This is a genomic window from Natronorubrum bangense, assembly GCF_004799645.1.
Lineage (GTDB): Archaea > Halobacteriota > Halobacteria > Halobacteriales > Natrialbaceae > Natronorubrum > Natronorubrum bangense.
The window spans coordinates 1,274,686-1,291,758 of sequence record NZ_CP031305.1; the positions used below are offsets into that span (position 1 = coordinate 1,274,686).

The 17,073-nt window shown below is 61.0% G+C and carries 16 protein-coding genes; 12 read left to right on the plus strand and 4 right to left on the minus strand.

All coding sequences use genetic code 11. The features are described from left to right. Positions 1-382: 382 nt before the first annotated feature. Genes DV706_RS06365 through DV706_RS06380 form a run of 4 tightly spaced genes read left to right on the plus strand, consistent with a single transcriptional unit; the run spans position 383 to position 5,528 of the window. Positions 383-1,339 (plus strand): TAXI family TRAP transporter solute-binding subunit, encoded by a 957-nt coding sequence (locus DV706_RS06365; protein WP_136350819.1) that lies wholly within the window; start codon positions 383-385, stop codon positions 1,337-1,339. A gap of 33 nt (positions 1,340-1,372) precedes the next feature. Beyond that, positions 1,373-1,897, plus strand: a complete 525-nt coding sequence (locus tag DV706_RS06370; RefSeq protein WP_006065460.1) for a DUF1850 domain-containing protein — start codon at positions 1,373-1,375, stop codon at positions 1,895-1,897. 7 nt (positions 1,898-1,904) lie between these two features. Continuing rightward, complete coding sequence (locus tag DV706_RS06375; RefSeq protein WP_006065459.1) at positions 1,905-4,607, plus strand: TRAP transporter permease; 2,703 nt, start codon at positions 1,905-1,907, stop codon at positions 4,605-4,607. A gap of 51 nt (positions 4,608-4,658) precedes the next feature. Further along, complete coding sequence (locus DV706_RS06380) at positions 4,659-5,528, plus strand: hypothetical protein (protein ID WP_006065458.1); 870 nt, start codon at positions 4,659-4,661, stop codon at positions 5,526-5,528. A gap of 26 nt (positions 5,529-5,554) precedes the next feature. Here DV706_RS06380 and DV706_RS06385 read toward each other — a convergent pair whose 3' ends face one another. Next, on the minus strand, positions 5,555-6,175 hold the full coding sequence (locus DV706_RS06385; protein ID WP_006065457.1) for an IMPACT family protein: 621 nt from the start codon (positions 6,173-6,175) through the stop codon (positions 5,555-5,557). 226 nt (positions 6,176-6,401) lie between these two features. On the opposite strand from DV706_RS06385, the gene DV706_RS06390 reads away from it, so the two are divergent. Both DV706_RS06390 and DV706_RS06400 read left to right on the plus strand, forming a co-directional pair. Then, positions 6,402-6,593: a hypothetical protein gene (locus DV706_RS06390; RefSeq protein WP_006065456.1), complete on the plus strand. Its 192-nt coding sequence runs from the start codon at positions 6,402-6,404 to the stop codon at positions 6,591-6,593. 208 nt (positions 6,594-6,801) lie between these two features. Beyond that, positions 6,802-7,206 (plus strand): DUF7522 family protein, encoded by a 405-nt coding sequence (locus tag DV706_RS06400; protein WP_006065455.1) that lies wholly within the window; start codon positions 6,802-6,804, stop codon positions 7,204-7,206. Here the strand turns inward: DV706_RS06400 and DV706_RS06405 are convergent, their stop codons facing one another. After that, positions 7,207-7,710, minus strand: a complete 504-nt coding sequence (locus tag DV706_RS06405) for a hypothetical protein (RefSeq protein WP_006065454.1) — start codon at positions 7,708-7,710, stop codon at positions 7,207-7,209. 150 nt (positions 7,711-7,860) lie between these two features. On the opposite strand from DV706_RS06405, the gene DV706_RS06410 reads away from it, so the two are divergent. Both DV706_RS06410 and DV706_RS06415 read left to right on the plus strand, forming a co-directional pair. Next, positions 7,861-8,571, plus strand: coding sequence for a prolipoprotein diacylglyceryl transferase (locus DV706_RS06410; protein WP_006065453.1), 711 nt, complete (start codon positions 7,861-7,863; stop codon positions 8,569-8,571). Between the two features lie 73 nt (positions 8,572-8,644). Continuing rightward, positions 8,645-9,901 carry a glycosyltransferase family 2 protein gene (locus DV706_RS06415; RefSeq protein WP_136350821.1) on the plus strand — a complete coding sequence of 419 codons (1,257 nt, stop codon included), beginning with the start codon at positions 8,645-8,647 and terminating at the stop codon, positions 9,899-9,901. Between the two features lie 26 nt (positions 9,902-9,927). Here DV706_RS06415 and hisB read toward each other — a convergent pair whose 3' ends face one another. Beyond that, complete coding sequence (gene hisB, locus DV706_RS06420; RefSeq protein WP_006065451.1) at positions 9,928-10,515, minus strand: imidazoleglycerol-phosphate dehydratase HisB; 588 nt, start codon at positions 10,513-10,515, stop codon at positions 9,928-9,930. Positions 10,516-10,808: 293 nt separating this feature from the next. Here hisB and DV706_RS06425 point away from each other — a divergent pair, with 293 nt between their 5' ends. The 3 genes from DV706_RS06425 to DV706_RS06435 all read left to right on the plus strand — a co-directional run bounded on the left by DV706_RS06425 (position 10,809) and on the right by DV706_RS06435 (position 13,731). After that, on the plus strand, positions 10,809-11,078 hold the full coding sequence (locus DV706_RS06425; protein ID WP_006065450.1) for a hypothetical protein: 270 nt from the start codon (positions 10,809-10,811) through the stop codon (positions 11,076-11,078). Positions 11,079-11,177: 99 nt separating this feature from the next. Further along, positions 11,178-12,707, plus strand: coding sequence for a TrkH family potassium uptake protein (locus DV706_RS06430; protein ID WP_136350822.1), 1,530 nt, complete (start codon positions 11,178-11,180; stop codon positions 12,705-12,707). 103 nt (positions 12,708-12,810) lie between these two features. Beyond that, positions 12,811-13,731: a manganese-dependent inorganic pyrophosphatase gene (locus DV706_RS06435; RefSeq protein WP_006065449.1), complete on the plus strand. Its 921-nt coding sequence runs from the start codon at positions 12,811-12,813 to the stop codon at positions 13,729-13,731. Positions 13,732-14,293: 562 nt separating this feature from the next. On the opposite strand, the gene hisA is transcribed toward DV706_RS06435, so the two are convergent. Next, positions 14,294-15,031, minus strand: a complete 738-nt coding sequence (gene hisA, locus DV706_RS06440) for a 1-(5-phosphoribosyl)-5-[(5-phosphoribosylamino)methylideneamino]imidazole-4-carboxamide isomerase (RefSeq protein WP_006065448.1) — start codon at positions 15,029-15,031, stop codon at positions 14,294-14,296. A 126-nt stretch (positions 15,032-15,157) separates the two neighbouring features. On the opposite strand from hisA, the gene DV706_RS06445 reads away from it, so the two are divergent. Further along, positions 15,158-17,014 carry an SLC13 family permease gene (locus tag DV706_RS06445; RefSeq protein ID WP_006065447.1) on the plus strand — a complete coding sequence of 619 codons (1,857 nt, stop codon included), beginning with the start codon at positions 15,158-15,160 and terminating at the stop codon, positions 17,012-17,014. Positions 17,015-17,073: the final 59 nt, after the last annotated feature.

A 17,073-nucleotide genomic window follows, 5' to 3' on the forward strand; every position in this document is an offset into this window, starting at 1 on the left:
ACCATTCGATCTCGATTCCGGTAGCCGCCCGGGCAGCACGGTTCCGAGCGAAGTCCGTCGTACGCGACCGACGCCACCGAGTGCGTTTCCACGGACGAGCGAGCGGACACGCATCACGTTGTGCGATACGCAGACAACCCCCTTGTTTCCGGTCGAACCCGACTCTCGCACCCGTACTCGAGCGGTCTGATGTCTGCAGGTCCACCGGAAACGGTCCAGCAATGGACACAGAGTTGTTTGCAGGTAGTTATCAAGACGCGTTTGAGCAGAGACATCGATAATCTATGCTGTAGTAAGCATATCTCAGATGAAATCAGTGACTTGTTCACATTGATAAGGGAGATCGAAACAGCTATTAACATACTATGAATAAAAAGCGGGTATGGTTGGACATATCAAGAGACGCAATTTCATCGCACTGAGCGGCGCTGCTGGACTGGCTGGACTCGCTGGCTGTCTCGGTGGCGACGGCGATGATAACGGCAACGAGCTGTCGTGGCACGCTGGCGGTCAGGGCGGAACCTACTACCCACTGTCCGGGGACTTCAAATCAATCGTCGACGGGGAGACGGAGTACACGCTCCAGGTCCAGTCGACCGGCGCGAGCACCGCAAACGTCGGCAGCCTCCACCGCGAGGAGGCCGACTTCGCGCTGATTCAAAACGACATTGCCCACTTCGCCTACACCGGCACCGGCATCGAAGAGCTCGAAGACGCCGAGATGACGAACCTTCGTGGGGTCGCGTCGCTGTACCCCGAGACGATTCACGTCATCACGCAGGCCGACTCGGGTATCGAAACGATCGAAGACCTCGAGGGGCAGACGGTCAACACCGGCGACGCCGGCAGTGGCACGCAGGTCAACGCCCTGCAGATTCTCGAGAGCGCCGGCATCGACGAAGACGACTTCGACGAGCAGAACACCGACTTCGACACCGCAACGGACCAGATCAGTGACGGTGACGTCGACGCGGCGTTCGTCGTTGCTGGCTGGCCAGCCGGCTCCGTCGAGAACCTCGCGACGAGCAACGATATCTCGCTGGTCGAGGTCAGCGGCGACACGCGCGAGGCAGTCATGGGCGACGCCGAGTGGTTCGCCGAGGACACGATCCCCGCAGACACCTACGACGGCGTCGACGAGGACGTCGAGACGGTCTCGGTGCAGGCGATGATCGCCACGCACGACGGTGTCGACGACGCCGTCGTCGAGGCAGTGACGGAAGCGATCTTCGAGAACCTCGATAGCGTCTCCCAGAAGGCCGACTTCATCGACCTCGAGACGGCCCAGGACGGGATGCCGATCGACCTCCACGCCGGCGCTGCAGCGTACTTCAACTAATCTTCGGCTCGCGACAGCCGACGGCTTTCAGTCGTGCACCAACCGACTCACCGGTATATTGCCGTTGTCGTTCTCGCCGTTCTGCTAGCAACAGCAGCCGTCGTGGCTGCGGTCCCATCGGAGCGGACGCTTGTCGTTACCGACGCCGACACCGGGGAGCAACTGCTTGAACAACCGGTCGACGAGGGCACGGAAGTGACACTCGCGTACACACACAGCGTCGAGAAGACGCCGGTCGAAGATATCTACGTTGTCGACGGGACGACGCTGGAACTGGATCGGATGGTGTTTCACTCACACGGAGCAGGACTTCCAACAGCAGGGGGGATCGAAAAAACGGATGACGGATTCGTACTCCCGTTAAACGAGTCCTACGAGGAGGTCGTGGTCGCGCCGCGAACAGTCCCCGGTCACGAACTCGTCGTCGGTGAGAAGCGACACGATCTGGTCGCGCTGACTGACGGATCGGTCGTCATTACAGTGGCCGAACAGCGACTCACTGACCAGGTACCCCTACAACTACCGTTCGACGATCGATCCGCACAACTGATTCACTGATTGAGCTATGAGCGTAGATAACCGCGATACAGAGGCACATTCGGACGAAGAACAAGATGACCTATTAGAGACGATCGAACGGAGCCGAAGCCACCGCGGCGCAGCGGCCGCACTCGTCACACTGATTGCGATCACGTTTTCGACGTTCCAGCTGTGGATCGCCGCCCGCAGCTACAGCTTCGGCTGGCTCGGTTCGCTCCAGCAGCTGCAGGTCAACACGATTCACGTGACGTTTGCGCTGGTGCTTGCGTTTCTCCTGTTTCCGGCGAGCCGGGGCGAAGGCTTCGTCGCCAGCCAGTTCGGGGCGATCGAGCCCGCCGCACGCAAGCGGTTCGGTCCCGAAAGCGGCCTGACCCGGCTCGTCGAGCGACTCGGTGACGGCGTTCGCTGGGCGGCTGTCGACCGCAATCTGGCACAGGTGACACCGTTAGACGTCGTGCTGATCGCGCTCTCGTTGCTTCCCGCCATCTACACCGCTCGGGAGTACAGCGAGATCCAGCAGATGGCCCTCTTTGGCATTCAGGGCGTGCGTCCGATCCACGAGGTGTATCCGACCCTCGAGCCGGTCGTCATGGGAATTGCCGCACTTGGCATCCCGATCGACGACGTTTCTTACGGCTTCCTGCTCGGGATCCTCGGGATCTTGCTGGTGCTCGAGGCAACTCGGCGAACGCTCGGGCTGTTGCTTATGTCGCTTGTGTCGCTGTTCATCGTCTACGCTCGCTGGGGATATCTGGTCCCGAGCGATTCGGCGATCGGGGCGATGTCGATCCCGGCCGAAAGCTGGGGGAACATCGTCTACAACCTCTGGTACACCACCGAAGCCGGGATCATGAGCACACCCGTCACCGTCAGCGTTCGCTTTATCTTTATTTTCATCCTCTTCGGAGCGTTCCTCGAGATGAGCGGCGCTGGCAAGTGGTTCATCGATCTCGCGTACTCGCTGACCGGGACGAAACGCGGTGGGCCGGCCAAAGCGAGCGTCGTCTCGAGTGGCTTCATGGGGATGCTCTCCGGGTCGTCGATCGCGAACACGGTTACGACGGGCGCGTTCACGATCCCGCTGATGAAACGGGCGGGCTACTCCCCCGAGTTCTCGGGTGCTGTTGAGTCGTCGTCATCCTCCGGCGGCCAGATGCTCCCCCCAGTGATGGGGGCTGCCGCGTTCCTCATCGTCGAGTTCACGGGCACGCCGTTTGCGGATGTCATCGTCGCCGCGGCGCTGCCTGCGCTCGCCTTCTTCTTCGGCATGTGGGTGATGGTCCACTTCGAGGCGGTCCGGGGCGGTATCGGTGGCCTCTCGAAAGCAGAGTTGCCGGATCCGATCGAAGAGCTTCGGACCGGGTGGTTCTATCTGCTTCCGATCGTGTTGCTGTTGTACTTCCTCGTGATCGCTCGGTTCTCGATCAACCGAGCCGGCTGGTACACCATCGTTGCAGTCGTCGCCTTACTCGCTGTCGTCGCCGCCTACAACGAACGGACGCGACTGCCGTTGCTCGGGACGATTGCAGCGCTCTATCTAGGGCAGGCCGCAGCTTACGCAACCACTGGCAGCGGTCTCGTCAGTGCCGTCCAAACGCTCGCTGGCACCGGGGCAGCCGCCGACCCGATCCCGATCACGGCAGCGGCAACCGCAGCAGTCTCGGATCTCGGCACGATTGTTATCTTTGTCAGCATCGCGTTCTTGCTCGCACAGCCGCGTGGTGACGCGCCGCTGCTCGAGTTCGCCGACGACGTCGACACGGCCGCCACCCGGAGCGCGACAGCAGTTGGCCGACCCGAACTGGCCTCGAGTCGCGCCTACCAGTATCTGACGTTCGTCGGCAAATCGATGGACTCCGGTGCGCGAACCGCGACGACGGTCGTCGTCGCCGTCGCCGCTGCGGGTGTCGTCCCCGGTGTGATCAGCGTCTCCGGGCTCGGGCCGAACCTCGCGGCACTTATCGACATCGTCAGTGGCGGGTCGATCCTGATCCTGCTCGTCCTGACCGGCTTCGCCTCGATCATCTTCGGGATGGGGATGCCGACGACCGCGATGTACATTATCCTGGTCGCGATGCTCGAGACGCCGATCTCAGATGTCGGCATTGCGATCCTCGCCGGCCACCTCTTTATCCTCTACTTCGGGCTGATGGCAGACGTGACGCCACCAGTCGCTGTCGCCGCCTTCGCCGGGGCCGGCGTCGCCAAAGCCGATGAGCTCAAGACCGCGACGATCGCGTTCTTGCTCTCGCTGAACAAGATCCTGGTGCCGTTCGCGTTCGTCTTCTCGCCCGGGATTCTCCTCCTTCGACAGGGGTCGGACGGGTGGAACGTCATCGGCTGGGCTGACGTCGCTGACGTCGGCTTCTTCGTCCCCGATGTGCTGATCCCCGTGGTCGGGATGTTCCTCGGTGTCTACGCACTCGGCGTGACGATCATTGGCTACCAGTACTCGTCGGTTTCCTCGGTCGGGCGAGCACTCTACTCGGTTGCATCGGTGTTGCTGATGGTGCCGGAGCTTCCATTGCTCGTCGCCGAAGGGCTACTCACAGTCGTCGGCGTAGCGCCTTCGTTGACGACGTTTGAGGTAACCGTCTCGCTGCGAGGGATCGGGCTGGTGATGCTTGCCGGTCTGACCAACCACAACCGTTCACGCGGAAAGAAAGAAAGCGGTGAGAGCGAGCGCGATGAGTCCGCCGTGACCGCCCCGACACCGGGTGAGGCCTGAGCGGCCGCGTCCGGGGAACTATTATTATTCGAGCATAGAGACGGGTAGGTAGTGGCTGTCCGAACTGCACTCACGTCGTTCGATGCAGGTCTCCGCGGGAGTGACGCACCAGACACGGCGTTTCAGCTCGCAACCGCCATCTACGGTGGGACGCTTCTCGCAGGATTCGTAACGACAGCGATCGCGCTGGTCGGATCATCACTGATCGTTCTCGCTGCAACGTCTGCAATCGGCTTCATCAGTGGCTGTCTCGGCGGTCTTATTCTCGCACGAGTCGATCACGAGCTGCCGGCCCGTCTCGGTCGCACGTTCACTCGCCAACTCGCACTCACCGTTCCAGCAGTGCCGCTTGGTGTCGTTGGCGGTAGCACGTGGGTCCTCTCGCTCGAGCCATACGTCGACGTCGTCGCTTTCCCGTCAGCAGTCGTCGTGTTCGCGACAGGCTACGCTCTCTCGAGGCTGGCTGGAGACCGGTACGTCGATACCGTCGTCGGTGACGACCCCATCGACACGTGGCGGTGGCTACCACCAGGCTCCGTCAAACTAGATGGCGTCCTCGTCTTTCTGTACGTGGTTCTCGCAGGCGGAAACGCCATCGTCGAAAACTGGCTGCAAGCGCTCTTGTGGGTCAGTCTTGGCAGCCTCTGGGTCGGCAGCTGTCTCGTCGAGGGACGATGGCGATTCGGACCGAGTGGTGATCGAACCGAGCTGCAGCTCTACGACGCCGGAATCGTCAAACAGCGACCGTACACGCGAACGCTCGTTCACTGGCGCGACGTCGACCACGTCCGCATGCGAAACGGCGGCCTCGTCTTCGATTGCGGGCTGCGTAGCGTTCGATTCAACCGCGACGAACTCGAGGAGCCCGACGCTGTCCTCGAGGCAGTTGACCAACAGCTGGCAGCACAAAACGCCTGGTAGTCACCCTGTTCGAAGACGCCAGACGATCACTCGAGAGCAACACGCCCGCTCGTCGCACTGCGGAGCCGATCCCGAAAGGCGTCGGCTTCCTCGAGAGGCACCCGCACATCGAAGGAGACGTCTTCCTGATAGTCGGCTTCGAACTCGTAGCCCTCGCTTTCGACGATGCCACGCACCGTCCCCGAGTCGTCGTACGCGACGGTGATCGAGACGCGCTCGTGGGGCCGTTCGGTGACGACGCCCGCCGCCTCGACGGCGTCTTTGACCGATCGGGAGTAGGCCCGAACGAGACCACCGACACCGAGGTTCGTCCCGCCGTAGTAGCGTGTCACGACGACAGCAACGTTCTCGATGTCCTGCTGGGTGAGGACGTTCAACGCTGGCTTGCCCGCCGAGCCTGAGGGTTCGCCATCGTCACTCGAGTACTCCCGAAGAAACTGACTGTCGGGATCGCTCTCGTCGCCAGTCCGAACCCGATAGGCGGGGACGTTGTGGGTCGCGTCAGCGTACTCCTCGCTGACGGCGTCGATGAACGCCTCGGCTGCCGCGACGGAGTCGACGGGCCGGATATGACCGATGAACTCAGAGCCCTGCACGACAAACTCGGCCGTCGCCGGCTCCGCGACGGTTTGGTAGGTTCGACTCACCGTTTCTCACCCCACACAGCGCATGCGTGACGTCCCACCCAGCGGCGTCGAATGCCCATGCTGGCACTGCGTTCGCCGGTGAAAAGAGCCCATCGGTCCCTCCGACTCGAGCGAAACGGTGTGGGTGTCGAGTTGAAACACGTTGTTTGACCATGGCCCAGCGCTCGAGAAGAAACGGAGAACATGGCACCAAAAAACATAAACAGTGTATGACATCAGCGACAGTATGGATCACGCTACCTGGTTTCTCGCCGCAATCACGTTCCTGTTGGCAGCGGTCGTCTTCGAAATGGGGGACGGAAACACGCCTACAGTGATCGTCGTTCCCGTTCTCATCTTTTTGTACGGAATCCCGGTCTATCTGGTTGGCGCTATCGTGACCGAGTTCGTCAAAGCTGGCAGCGATAGCAACAACTGAAACTGGTTGCACACCGATCGCACAGCTGTCGTGCGATTGGGTGCGCACTGACGATCAGTGGCTACTATAGTGAGCACAGACGCGCTCCGTGCCCCACAGAATGTGAGTCTGTTCAGTTCGTGGGTCGACAGCTGTCTCTCCTCGAGCAACGGCGGCTAAAAATACGGCGACCAGTACGTTATTCACATGGATTGTGGTAGCACCTCATATGGAAGACGAGGCTATCGACCCAGCACTCGCGGAGGAGTTACACAGCGTCTGCCGGACAGCCGTCGGTGACGAACTTCGCAGTATTACCTACTTTACTGAAGACGATGTCGAGCAAGTGTATCTCAGATCGGATCTCGATCGAACGGCCGACCTCGTCGGCTTTGCCGATCATGAACGACTCGGCTTTCACGGCCAGTCGGCGTATCGCAACACCCAACTCGGCGAGTATCAGGCCACGATTCGGATGTTCGAAAACGGCTACCTCTCGCGGGTGATCCGTGGGCCCCACGGCGTCTGGGTGACGACCGATCCCATGTCGATGGAGCGATTCGAAGAGCTCACGAGCGCACTCGCGGTGGTCCTCGACGAGTTTGCAGACGGCGTCGATGCCGACGGCGCGTAGCTACTGAATTTCGATTTTCCGGACGAACTCGAGGTTGCGAATCGCGGTGATCGCCTCGCCAGAGAGTTCCTGATCCGTGATCAGGTAGAGTCGTGGCTCGTCGGTAAACTCCGGGTCCTCGCTGATCGTCTGGCGGATCGAGATCTCGTGCTCTGCGAGCGTGCCGGTGATCGTTGCGACGATGCCAACCTGCTCGGCGTTGTCGACCGCGATCGAAAGAACCGTCAGGTCGAGCACTGGTGCGAGGTCCATCAGGCTCGGCACCTGTGAGATGTTCTGGAAAATCCGCCGCAGTTCGGGGTCCTCGAGGATGACATCGGTCGTCGAGTCGACGACCCGGCGGTCGACACCGATCTCGCGGGCGATTCCCGTGTTCGGGATTTCGATCCCGCCGGAAACGACACGGCCGTCATCGTTGACCGAGAACCCACGCTCCAACAGGAGCCGAATAACCGCCTGCTGGCTCGGCGACCCCTCGAACTTCTCCATGATCTCGTCAAACATTCGTTGTCGAACATATGCGGGCTACCCTATAATGATCGGTGATCGGTCCCGCCGTTCGTCTCGGCGCTGGTCGATCACTGTCGATGCGACAGTATCCTCAACAGTCTGTCTGACGGACGATTTTTGACCGTCCGAACAGTAGCGGCGTCCATGCGCGCACTCCAGACCTGTGATTTCTGTGGCGCCGACGCCGTCGGCACCTTCGAGGTCATCCCGCCCGAACTCAAGCCGACGGATACCGAACAGCGTCGTGTCGTGCTCTGTCCCGACTGCAAAGCCCGCCTCGAGGACCTCCTCGGGCCACTGCTCGCGCGTCTCGATGCCGACAGCGCCGGTGAACCAGCCAAAACAACACCGGAGCGGACCGACGATCACGCGGTGCGATCGATGACTCCAGAGTCGGCTGTCGGTGCTGCCCGTGAAGCCACCACAGTCGAGGAACGTGCCACCGCCACAGCCGACTCGAACGAGAGCGAGAGCCAGACGCCGACGTCATCGAACGACAACGCCGACGACGCGGGCACACACGCCACGCCGGCACTCGAGAGCGGGATCACGTTCGACTCCGCAGGCACACGCGACGACGGGGAGACAAGCGATCCAGCGGAGCCAACAGCTGCGGACGACTCGAGCGACGACACAGCCGAGGAGTCGGTGAGCCAGAAACAGCGGCCGCCAGCGGGCTACGGCAAGGTCATCCGACTGCTCCAGAACCGAGAGTTCCCGATGGCCCGCAGCGCCGTCGAGGGACTGGCCGCCGGGGCCTACGACCTCGAGTCCCACGAGGTCGACGCGATCATCGAGCATGCGCTCGAGGACGGCGAGTTCGTCGAAGAACGCGGCCAACTGCAACGGCCGTAAGGAGGTCGTCGCATCGCTGTGCCCGTACATCGGGAGCGAAACATATTCCTGGTGGTTATTCTATTATTCATGAGTGTTCGGATCAGTTTCACTAGATGCGGGAATAGTGCTCTTCGCCGCGGTGCTCGGCGTTGTGCTCGTGTTGTACGGGCTGTCGGCGCTCTGGTGGCTGTTCGAAGTCGTCGTGTTATCGCGAGGCTGGCGACGCGACAGCGAATTCGAGTGGGGGCTCGAGGACGTGCAGATACGGATCCTTACGGTCGACGCCGAACAGGTCGTTCAGGGAACCGTCGATACAGTTCCCGACGCAATCGACGACGTGCGTGTCATCGCCGAAAAACCGATGCAGATCGACGGCGCGACGGTCCACGTCGTCCCGGACTCGTTCGAGTGTGCGGCGACGAACAAGGGCCGTGCACTCGAGTGGGCCAGTCGAACGCTCTCCTGTGAGCGTGAGTACGTCTGTTATCTCGACGAGGACACGCTGGTAACCGAGTTCACCGGAGTGCCCGATGCGGACATCGTGCAGTTCACCGAGCGGCCGGTCTACACCGGCTCGTGGCTCGCCTACTGCTGTGAGGTGTTCCGTGTCGGCTACCAGTTCGAGCAGTTCGGCTTTCACCGGCTCCGGTATCCACTCTACGCGTGGGGTGGCGGCGTGGCCATCCGGTCCAGCCTCGAAGACCAACTCGGCTGGGACGTCGAGACGATTACGGAGGACACCAACTTCGTGTGGCGAGCTGCCCGCAAATACGACGTGACGTTTCGAGTCGTCGACACGCGCTTTCGGAACCAGGCACCACCGTCACTGAAAGCGATGTTCAGACAGCGACGCCGCTGGATTTCCGGCTCACTACGAGATGACGGTATTCTCCCGCTGTCCTATCGGCCGCTGTATTTTACTCGAGTGTTCGCCTGGGCCTGCTCGCCGGCAATTCCGATAGCGCTGCTTGTGAGCCCGTTCATGCCCGGCACAGTGGCTCTTCCGTCCGTCCTCGATCCGTTGTCGATACTGCTCGGCGTGGTGCTCGTCGTCTACATATGCTGTGGGCTCTGGGCGTATCGGATGCGGCCGCTTCTGTGGCCAGTCTTTATGCTCGCAACGCCGATCGCGGTCGTCCTCCATGCCGTTGGGGCGGCCTGGGGCGTTCTCTCGCCGGTCGATGAGTTCGAGGTCACGGAAAAAGTCACTCCGACGACGCTCGAATCAGTGCATCCGTCCCTCGAGAACGGTGACATCGCGGCCCACAACGGTACCGAGCGGCTGTTAGGTGACAGGGAATCGCGTTCCGACGAAGCCGACATCGAGCAGCCACTGGTCCAAAAGTAGCGCCACCACGCAACTCGACGAGCGAACTACAGCGTGCCTTTCGTACTCGGCGTATCCGTCCGTCGCTCGTCGACCTGGGTCGCGTCGTCGAGCGTCCGGGCAAGCGTTTTGAACAGCGCCTCGACCTCGTGATGGGCGTTCTCACCGGTGACCTCGAGATGAACCGTCAGCCCGGCGTGCATCGCCAGCGACTCGACGAAGTGACGGGCCATATCACTCGTGAACTCGCCGATCTGTTCCTGTGAGAATTCGCCGTCGAAGTAGAATCGAGGCCGCCCGCTGACGTCGACGACCGCGCCGGCGACGGCTTCGTCCAGTGGCACCTGCCGATCGGCGTAGCGGACGATGCCCGCCCGGTCGCCGAGCGCGTCGTCGATTGCCTCCCCGAGGACGATGGCGACGTCCTCGACCGTGTGATGGTCGTCGATCTCGAGGTCCCCATCACAGTCCACAGTGAGATCGAACAGTCCGTGTTTGGCAAACGCCGTCAACATGTGATCGAAAAAGCCGATCCCAGTATCGACGTCGGCAACGCCGTTGCCGTCGATTGCGACCGTGCACTCGATCGACGTCTCGCCCGTCTCGCGCGTGACAGTCGCGACTCGTTCGCTCATGTCGGATCGATGTCGCCGCCGGTACAAGGCGATTGCGCTCGCCGCCACGGCACCACCTGTGGGCGCAACGCGACCGCATCGTCCGCCAGCGGACCTGTAGCTGTGTTAGTAGTTCAATATGGAGATACTGTCTGAAAATCGTGTATAAAATTTTTAACGATCTCTCGAGCCGTTTCGAAAGATCGTCTCGAGAGCAAACGCGGGTCTAAAACGGACCGAAACGGAGCTAATGTTCGCCCCTTTATATGACGTGTGGGGAGAGTGTCTTGTGTACGAAGAGGAGACCTGAATCGATGTCCAATCACACCCCGCTTTCGAACGAATCGGTCACACCGTCTAGCCCCGAGGCAGACCGAAACGAGGAGCGGCGCTCTCACCGCGCCGTCCGCTCACTCAAAAGGCCACTGCAGTTCGTCTCCTTTTGGGTTGCAATCGCCCTTCCGTTTGTCTACCTGCCGCTTCTCACACGAGGGCTTGGCGATCCACAGGTAACCTTCAGCTTCCTCATGCTGCTTGCACTCAACGTCTTCGCACTCTACATCGGTCACGGCTACGGGGAGTGACGGCACAATTGGGGACGATCGACAGTCGTTGATCGACTATTTTGATTCTCTGGCTTTCGAACCGATTAATGCCTCTCCAATCACAGAGACAGATACGCGATGACAGTACGTGTCGATTGGCGCTCAAGTTGTAGCCTCACTGGGACGGTCCTCAAGTGGCTCGCCGTCCCGCTTGCGGTGCCACTCGTCTTGGCGATACTCGATGGTGACAACCCCTTCCCGTTCGTGGCCGCAGTCGTGGCCACGGTCGCGGTCGGCGTCGCCCTCGAGCGACTAAGCGACGAGCAAGACCTCGAGCAGCGAGAGGCGTTCTTGATGGTTGCGCTGACGTGGCTCGGCGTCGCCGTTATCGGCGCGATTCCGTTCTATCTTACCGGCCTGGGATCCGATCCGAGCTCTGCGTTTGCGGCACCCGTCGGTGGCCTCGTCAACGCCCTCTTCGAGAGTATGAGTGGCCTCACGACGACCGGTGCGACGGTGATGAGCGGTTGGGATTTCGACAACCAGTCGCGTTCGATCTTGCTCTGGCGACAGCTGATCCAGTGGCTCGGCGGCCTGGGTATCCTGATCGTTGCGATTGGTCTGCTCTCGAATCTGATGGTCGGTGGTGCACAGCTGATGGAGACCGAAACCCAGACCAGAAACGTCCGCAAACTCCGGCCGCACCTCGACGAGACGGCTCGACTCATCTGGGGGCTGTACGTCGGCTTGACAGTGCTCGCCGCCGCCACCTTCTACGCCCTCCATCTGCTCGGGCTGGCTCCTAATATGGATCTCTTTAATGCTGTCTCACACGCGCTGACGAGTGTCGCGACTGCGGGCTTCTCGCCGGAGCCCCAGAGCGCTGGTGCGTTCACACCGATCGTCCAGTGGGCCATCATTCCGTTTATGATCCTCGGCGCGACCAACTTCGTCCTGCTCTATTATATCACTCAGGGCGAGTTCCGACAACCGCTCGAATCCGAGGAGCTACGATTTTACCTCAGCGTGCTGGTGAGTTTTAGCGCGATCGTCGCGGCGATCATCTGGATCGATCCGGAGATCGATACAGGCCTCGAGCCGACGCTCAGACACGGGCTGTTCAACGTCGTCTCGCTGGTGACGACGACGGGGTATGCGTCGACCGACTTCGCGCTCTGGTCGTCCGGTGCAACGCACATGCTGTTTCTCAGCATGTTCATCGGCGGGATGGCAGGCTCGACGACCTGTTCGATCAAGTCCTTGCGCTGGCTGGTGACGTTCAAGGCGTTCCGGCGCAACCTCTTTACCTCGATCCATCCGGAAGCAGTTCGGCCACTTCGTCTCGGCGACACCGTGGTCGATGAGGAGACGGTCCGAGATATCTACGCCTACGTTTTGCTGGCGATCATCATCTTCTTCCTGTTGACGATCTTCGTCGTCGTCGACGCCGCCCGCGCCAGCACGGCCGTCACGGAGTTCGAAGCGCTTGGTGCCTCCGCGTCGATCTTTCTCAATATCGGCCCCGCGTTTGGAATGGCCGGCCCGATGGACAACTACGCCGGCTTCCCCACCACCACACGCGCCGTCATGATCGTCATGATGTGGGTCGGCCGCATCGAGATCATTCCCGTCCTCGTCCTGTTGACACCGGCGTTCTGGAAATCATGAGTGTGAAAAACACACGCACAGATCGGCTCGAGGGCGAAAATCCGGTTTCAGTGAGCGAGCGAAAAGACCTCACTTTTTAAAACTGTAGCCCGAGATAGCGACCATGTCACAGACCAAGTACGTCATCGGTCACCAGCAGCCGGACACGGACACGATCATCTCCGCGCTCGCGTGTGCGCGATTAAAACAGGCACAGGGCGAAGACGTCATCGCCGCGCGAGCCGGCGAACTGAACCCAGAAACGCAGTTCGTCCTCGAGCGCTGGGACGTCGAGGAGCCGACGCTGCTCGAAGACGCCACGGACGAACAGCTGATCCTCGTCGACCACAACGAACACAGCCAGACTGTCGAGGGCGCACGAGAGGCAGACGTCGTCGAGATCATCGACCACCACCGAATCGGTGACGTCGAAACGAGCAACCCGATTCGCTTCCGGAACGAGCCAGTCGGCTCGACTGCAACGATCCTTACGGGCCTCTACGACGAGGCCGACGTCGAGATCGACGAGCAGACCGCTGGGCTGCTGCTCAGCGGCCTGCTGAGCGACACCGTCGTCCTCCGCTCACCGACGACCACTGAGACCGACGAAGTCGTCGCCGAACGCCTCGCAGAGATCGCTGGCGTCGACTACGAGGAGTACGGCAAAGAACTGCTCAAACAGAAGAGCAAACTCGGCGAGAAAGAGCCTCGAGAGATGGTGCTTGGCGACTTCAAGGAGTTCGAGTTCGGTAGCTACGACGTCGGCATTGGTCAGATCGAAACCGTCGAACCGGCTCCGGTGCTCGAGCAGCGCGATGCCGTTCTCGAGGCGATGGATGAAGTCGTCGCAGAGCGCGAGTACGACCTCCTCGTCTTGCTCGTCACGGACCTCCTCGAGGAAGAATCCACGGCGCTGATCGCCGGCGACCACACCGACACCGTCGAAGCGGCCCTCGACACCACCGTTGAAGATCGCGAAGCCTTCCTGCCCGGCGTCATGTCCCGGAAAAAGCAGGTCGTCCCGCCGCTCGAGGACGCGTTCTGACGCAGTCGGTTCGAACTCGACTCTCGCGTCGGTCGCGCGATCGTCCGACCGCGTGACGACGACTCGGCTTTGTTTTTATCAGCAGATCGTTGCATGGGCTCATTGTTTAGATTGCCAGTCAAAACCAAGCAGAATGGCTGAAGCGCGCGTGTGCGAACTGATAAATGCCAGAATAGAAAACCAAGATTTTTAACATATATGGCGGATGGTAATAGTATGAGTGTGTTGAAACAATTTTTCACAGATCACGAATGGCATCGGACTCGCGTGCAGAATTTTAAACGATGTGTGGAAGACTGCAATCAGATGGCGCTAATTTCTGAACACGAGGATGGATTCTGTACGGAGCTTGAAATTCTCATTAAACCATCCTACTCTCTTACCGATGAGCTACGGCAAATGCTTCGCACAGACCGTGTGCGAATTTCGGATCTGCGAGTCGAGCAGTCATCCACGACACTCATCATTCACATTTTTTAACTGGCTAATGAGATAGATCGTCTCTACTGCGCGTGGGTTTCACGGCTCACGCTAACCGACGAAACGGTCTCCCCGACTCCGACTACTCGTCGACGGCAGCCTGCGCGTCCTCGAGCGTGAAGTTGCCCTCGTACAGCGCACTGCCGACGACCACCGCCGCCGCGCCGGTCTCCGCGAGCGCACGCACGTCCTCGAGGGTCGCGACACCACCACTCGCGATGACCGGGATGTCGGTCGCCTCGACTAACTCCCGAACCGGTTCCGTTGCGACGCCCTCGAGTTGCCCCTCGACGTCGACGTTCGTAAAGAGGATCGCGGCCGCACCCAGATCCTCGTAGCGCTCGGCGGCCTCGATTGGCGTGATGCCCGCGCCTTCGGTCCAGCCCTCGACGACGACCTCGCCGTCTTTCGCGTCGAGGCTGACGACGACGCTTTCGGGGTGGGTTTCGCTGATTTCGGCGACGATGTCGGGGTTCTCGACGGCCGCTGTCCCGAGGATAACGCGGTCGAGGCCACGCTCGAGGAGGTCAATTGCGCCTTTGGCGGTCCGAATGCCGCCGCCGAGTTGGGTGGGGACGTCGACGGTCTCGAGGACGGCGTCGATGGCGTCCGCATTCTGCCGTTCGCCCTCGAACGCCCCGTCGAGGTCGACGAGATGGAGCGACGACGCACCAGCGTCGATCCATCGCTGTGCGGCTTCGACCGGGTCGCCGTAGGTCTTCTCGGTGCCGCGTTCGCCCTGGACAAGTTGGACGACTTCGCCATCCTGGACGTCGACTGCGGGGATTACCTCGAACCCGTCGTGTGTGTTGGTGCTCATACTCATGTGCGCGCGTCGGACTCGAGTAAAGGCGACGGTTTCACGCAACAACCATCGGCCCAACACTGTTCGAATTCCGTGCAGAATTGTTACATGTTTCGGTACTGTGGACTCGGATGAGAGTGAATGGGAGGAAGTCTGGCGCTCGCCCAGCAGCCGGTGACACAGCCAGCGCTGACAACCGAGATGCTCGTCGTCTTCGGCGTCGTTGCATTTGCGCTCGTGATGTTCGTCACCGAGCGGCTCCCGATCGACGTCACTGCGATCCTGTTGATTGTCATACTGGTCGTCTTAGAGCCCTGGACGGGAATCGATCCGAGCACTGGAATCTCCGGGTTCGCCAACGACGCGACGATCACGGTGCTCGCGATGTTGATCTTGAGCGGCGGTATCGCTCGCACGGGGCTCGTGCAGGAACTCGGCCGACGGATGGCGTCGTATGCGGGCGACAGCATTCACAAACAGCTGTTCGCCACCGTCGTCGCGACGAGTCCCGTCTCCGGCTTTCTGAACAACACGCCTGTCGTCGCGTTGTTGGTGCCGGTCGTCACTGACGTCGCCAACCGCGGGAACACGTCGCCGTCGAAGCTGTTGATCCCGCTGTCCTATGCCTCACAGGTCGGTGGCATGCTCACACTCATCGGGACCTCGACGAACATCCTCGCAAGCGATATCAGCGCTCGACTCGGCGCTGACTACCCCGAGCTCCACCGGTTTTCGATGTTCGAGTTCACGCAACTGGGCGTGATCGTCGTCATCGTCGGTGCACTGTATCTGATCTTCGTCAGCCACTACCTCCTGCCCGAGCGGGTCCCGGCACGGGCGGACTACGTCGAGGAGTACGACGTCGGTGACTACATCGTCGAAGTCGCCGTCGTTCCAGGGTCACCGCACGTCGACTCGAGGGTCGGAGCTGTAACCGAACGCCTCGGCCCCGAAATCGACGTCGTACAGGTCGTCCACGATCGGGATCAATCGGTCGCCCCACGCCAAGAGACACGACTACGCGAGGGCGACGTTCTCGTCATCCGGACGAACAGGGATGCGATTACGATGCTCGAGGGCACCACGGGCGTCGAACTGGTCGGCAACCCCCAGTCCGACGCAGAGCTATCGACCGACGATGAGGCGGGGATCATCACGGAACTGGTCGTCTCGCTCGACTCTCGACTGGTCGGCGAGCGACTCGATCCCGAAGCGTTTCGCGAGGAGTTCAACGCTGCCGTCCTCGGCCTGCGCCACCACGGGTCGCTTGTCAGCGACCGCATCATCGACAGGCGACTCGACGTCGGCGACACCCTCCTCGTTCAGGCCCCGCCGGATACGCTCGATCGACTCTCGCGGCGCGACGACGTGATCGTCGCCCGCGAGCCATCTCTGCCCGAGTACCGGGCCGATAAAGCGCCAATCGCCGTCGCCATCATGATCGGCGTCGTCGCGGTCGCCGCGTTGGATATCTATCCGATCTTGCTCTCGGCGCTTGCCGGTGTCGTTGCGATGGTCGTCAGTGGCGTCCTCGAGCCGAACGAGTTGTACGATGCCGTCGAGTGGGACATCATTTTCCTGTTAGCGGGTGTGATCCCGCTCGGGATTGCACTGGAACAGTCCGGTGCGGCAGCCTACCTCGCGTTTCTGGTCGTTTCGACAGCCGGGTTCCTCCCGACGCTCGTCGTGTTGTGGGTGTTCTACATCATAACAGGGCTGATCACGGAGATGATCAGCAACAATGCGAGCGTCGTCTTGCTGATTCCGGTTGCAGCGGCCGCAGCGGTGGGGATCGGTGCAAACCCGCTCGCGTTCGTCTTCGCGGTCATGTTCGCCGCGAGCACCTCGTTTCTGGGCCCGATCGGCTACCAGACGAATCTATTCGTCTACGGCCCCGGCGGCTACCGCTTTAGCGACTACTTCCGTGTCGGCGCGCCGCTGCAGTTGCTGCTCTCAGTCGTGACCGTGCTTGGGATCGCGTTCTTTTGGGGTGTGTAAGATGGGCGATAGTAAACAGAAGCAGCCGAACAAAAACAGCAACATCTGTCTGCTCACAT

What these genes read in the sequence shown, in the direction of transcription:
- DV706_RS06365 (WP_136350819.1), top strand. Translation starts at nt 383, where the DNA reads ATGGTTGGACATATCAAGAGACGCAATTTCATCGCACTGAGCGGCGCT.
- DV706_RS06390 (WP_006065456.1), top strand. Translation starts at nt 6,402, where the DNA reads ATGGATCACGCTACCTGGTTTCTCGCCGCAATCACGTTCCTGTTGGCA.
- DV706_RS06375 (WP_006065459.1), top strand. Translation starts at nt 1,905, where the DNA reads ATGAGCGTAGATAACCGCGATACAGAGGCACATTCGGACGAAGAACAA.
- DV706_RS06410 (WP_006065453.1), top strand. Translation starts at nt 7,861, where the DNA reads ATGCGCGCACTCCAGACCTGTGATTTCTGTGGCGCCGACGCCGTCGGC.
- hisA (WP_006065448.1), bottom strand. Translation starts at nt 15,031, where the DNA reads ATGAGCACCAACACACACGACGGGTTCGAGGTAATCCCCGCAGTCGAC.
- DV706_RS06405 (WP_006065454.1), bottom strand. Translation starts at nt 7,710, where the DNA reads ATGTTTGACGAGATCATGGAGAAGTTCGAGGGGTCGCCGAGCCAGCAG.
- DV706_RS06400 (WP_006065455.1), top strand. Translation starts at nt 6,802, where the DNA reads ATGGAAGACGAGGCTATCGACCCAGCACTCGCGGAGGAGTTACACAGC.
- DV706_RS06445 (WP_006065447.1), top strand. Translation starts at nt 15,158, where the DNA reads ATGGGAGGAAGTCTGGCGCTCGCCCAGCAGCCGGTGACACAGCCAGCG.
- hisB (WP_006065451.1), bottom strand. Translation starts at nt 10,515, where the DNA reads ATGAGCGAACGAGTCGCGACTGTCACGCGCGAGACGGGCGAGACGTCG.
- DV706_RS06425 (WP_006065450.1), top strand. Translation starts at nt 10,809, where the DNA reads ATGTCCAATCACACCCCGCTTTCGAACGAATCGGTCACACCGTCTAGC.
- DV706_RS06430 (WP_136350822.1), top strand. Translation starts at nt 11,178, where the DNA reads ATGACAGTACGTGTCGATTGGCGCTCAAGTTGTAGCCTCACTGGGACG.
- DV706_RS06435 (WP_006065449.1), top strand. Translation starts at nt 12,811, where the DNA reads ATGTCACAGACCAAGTACGTCATCGGTCACCAGCAGCCGGACACGGAC.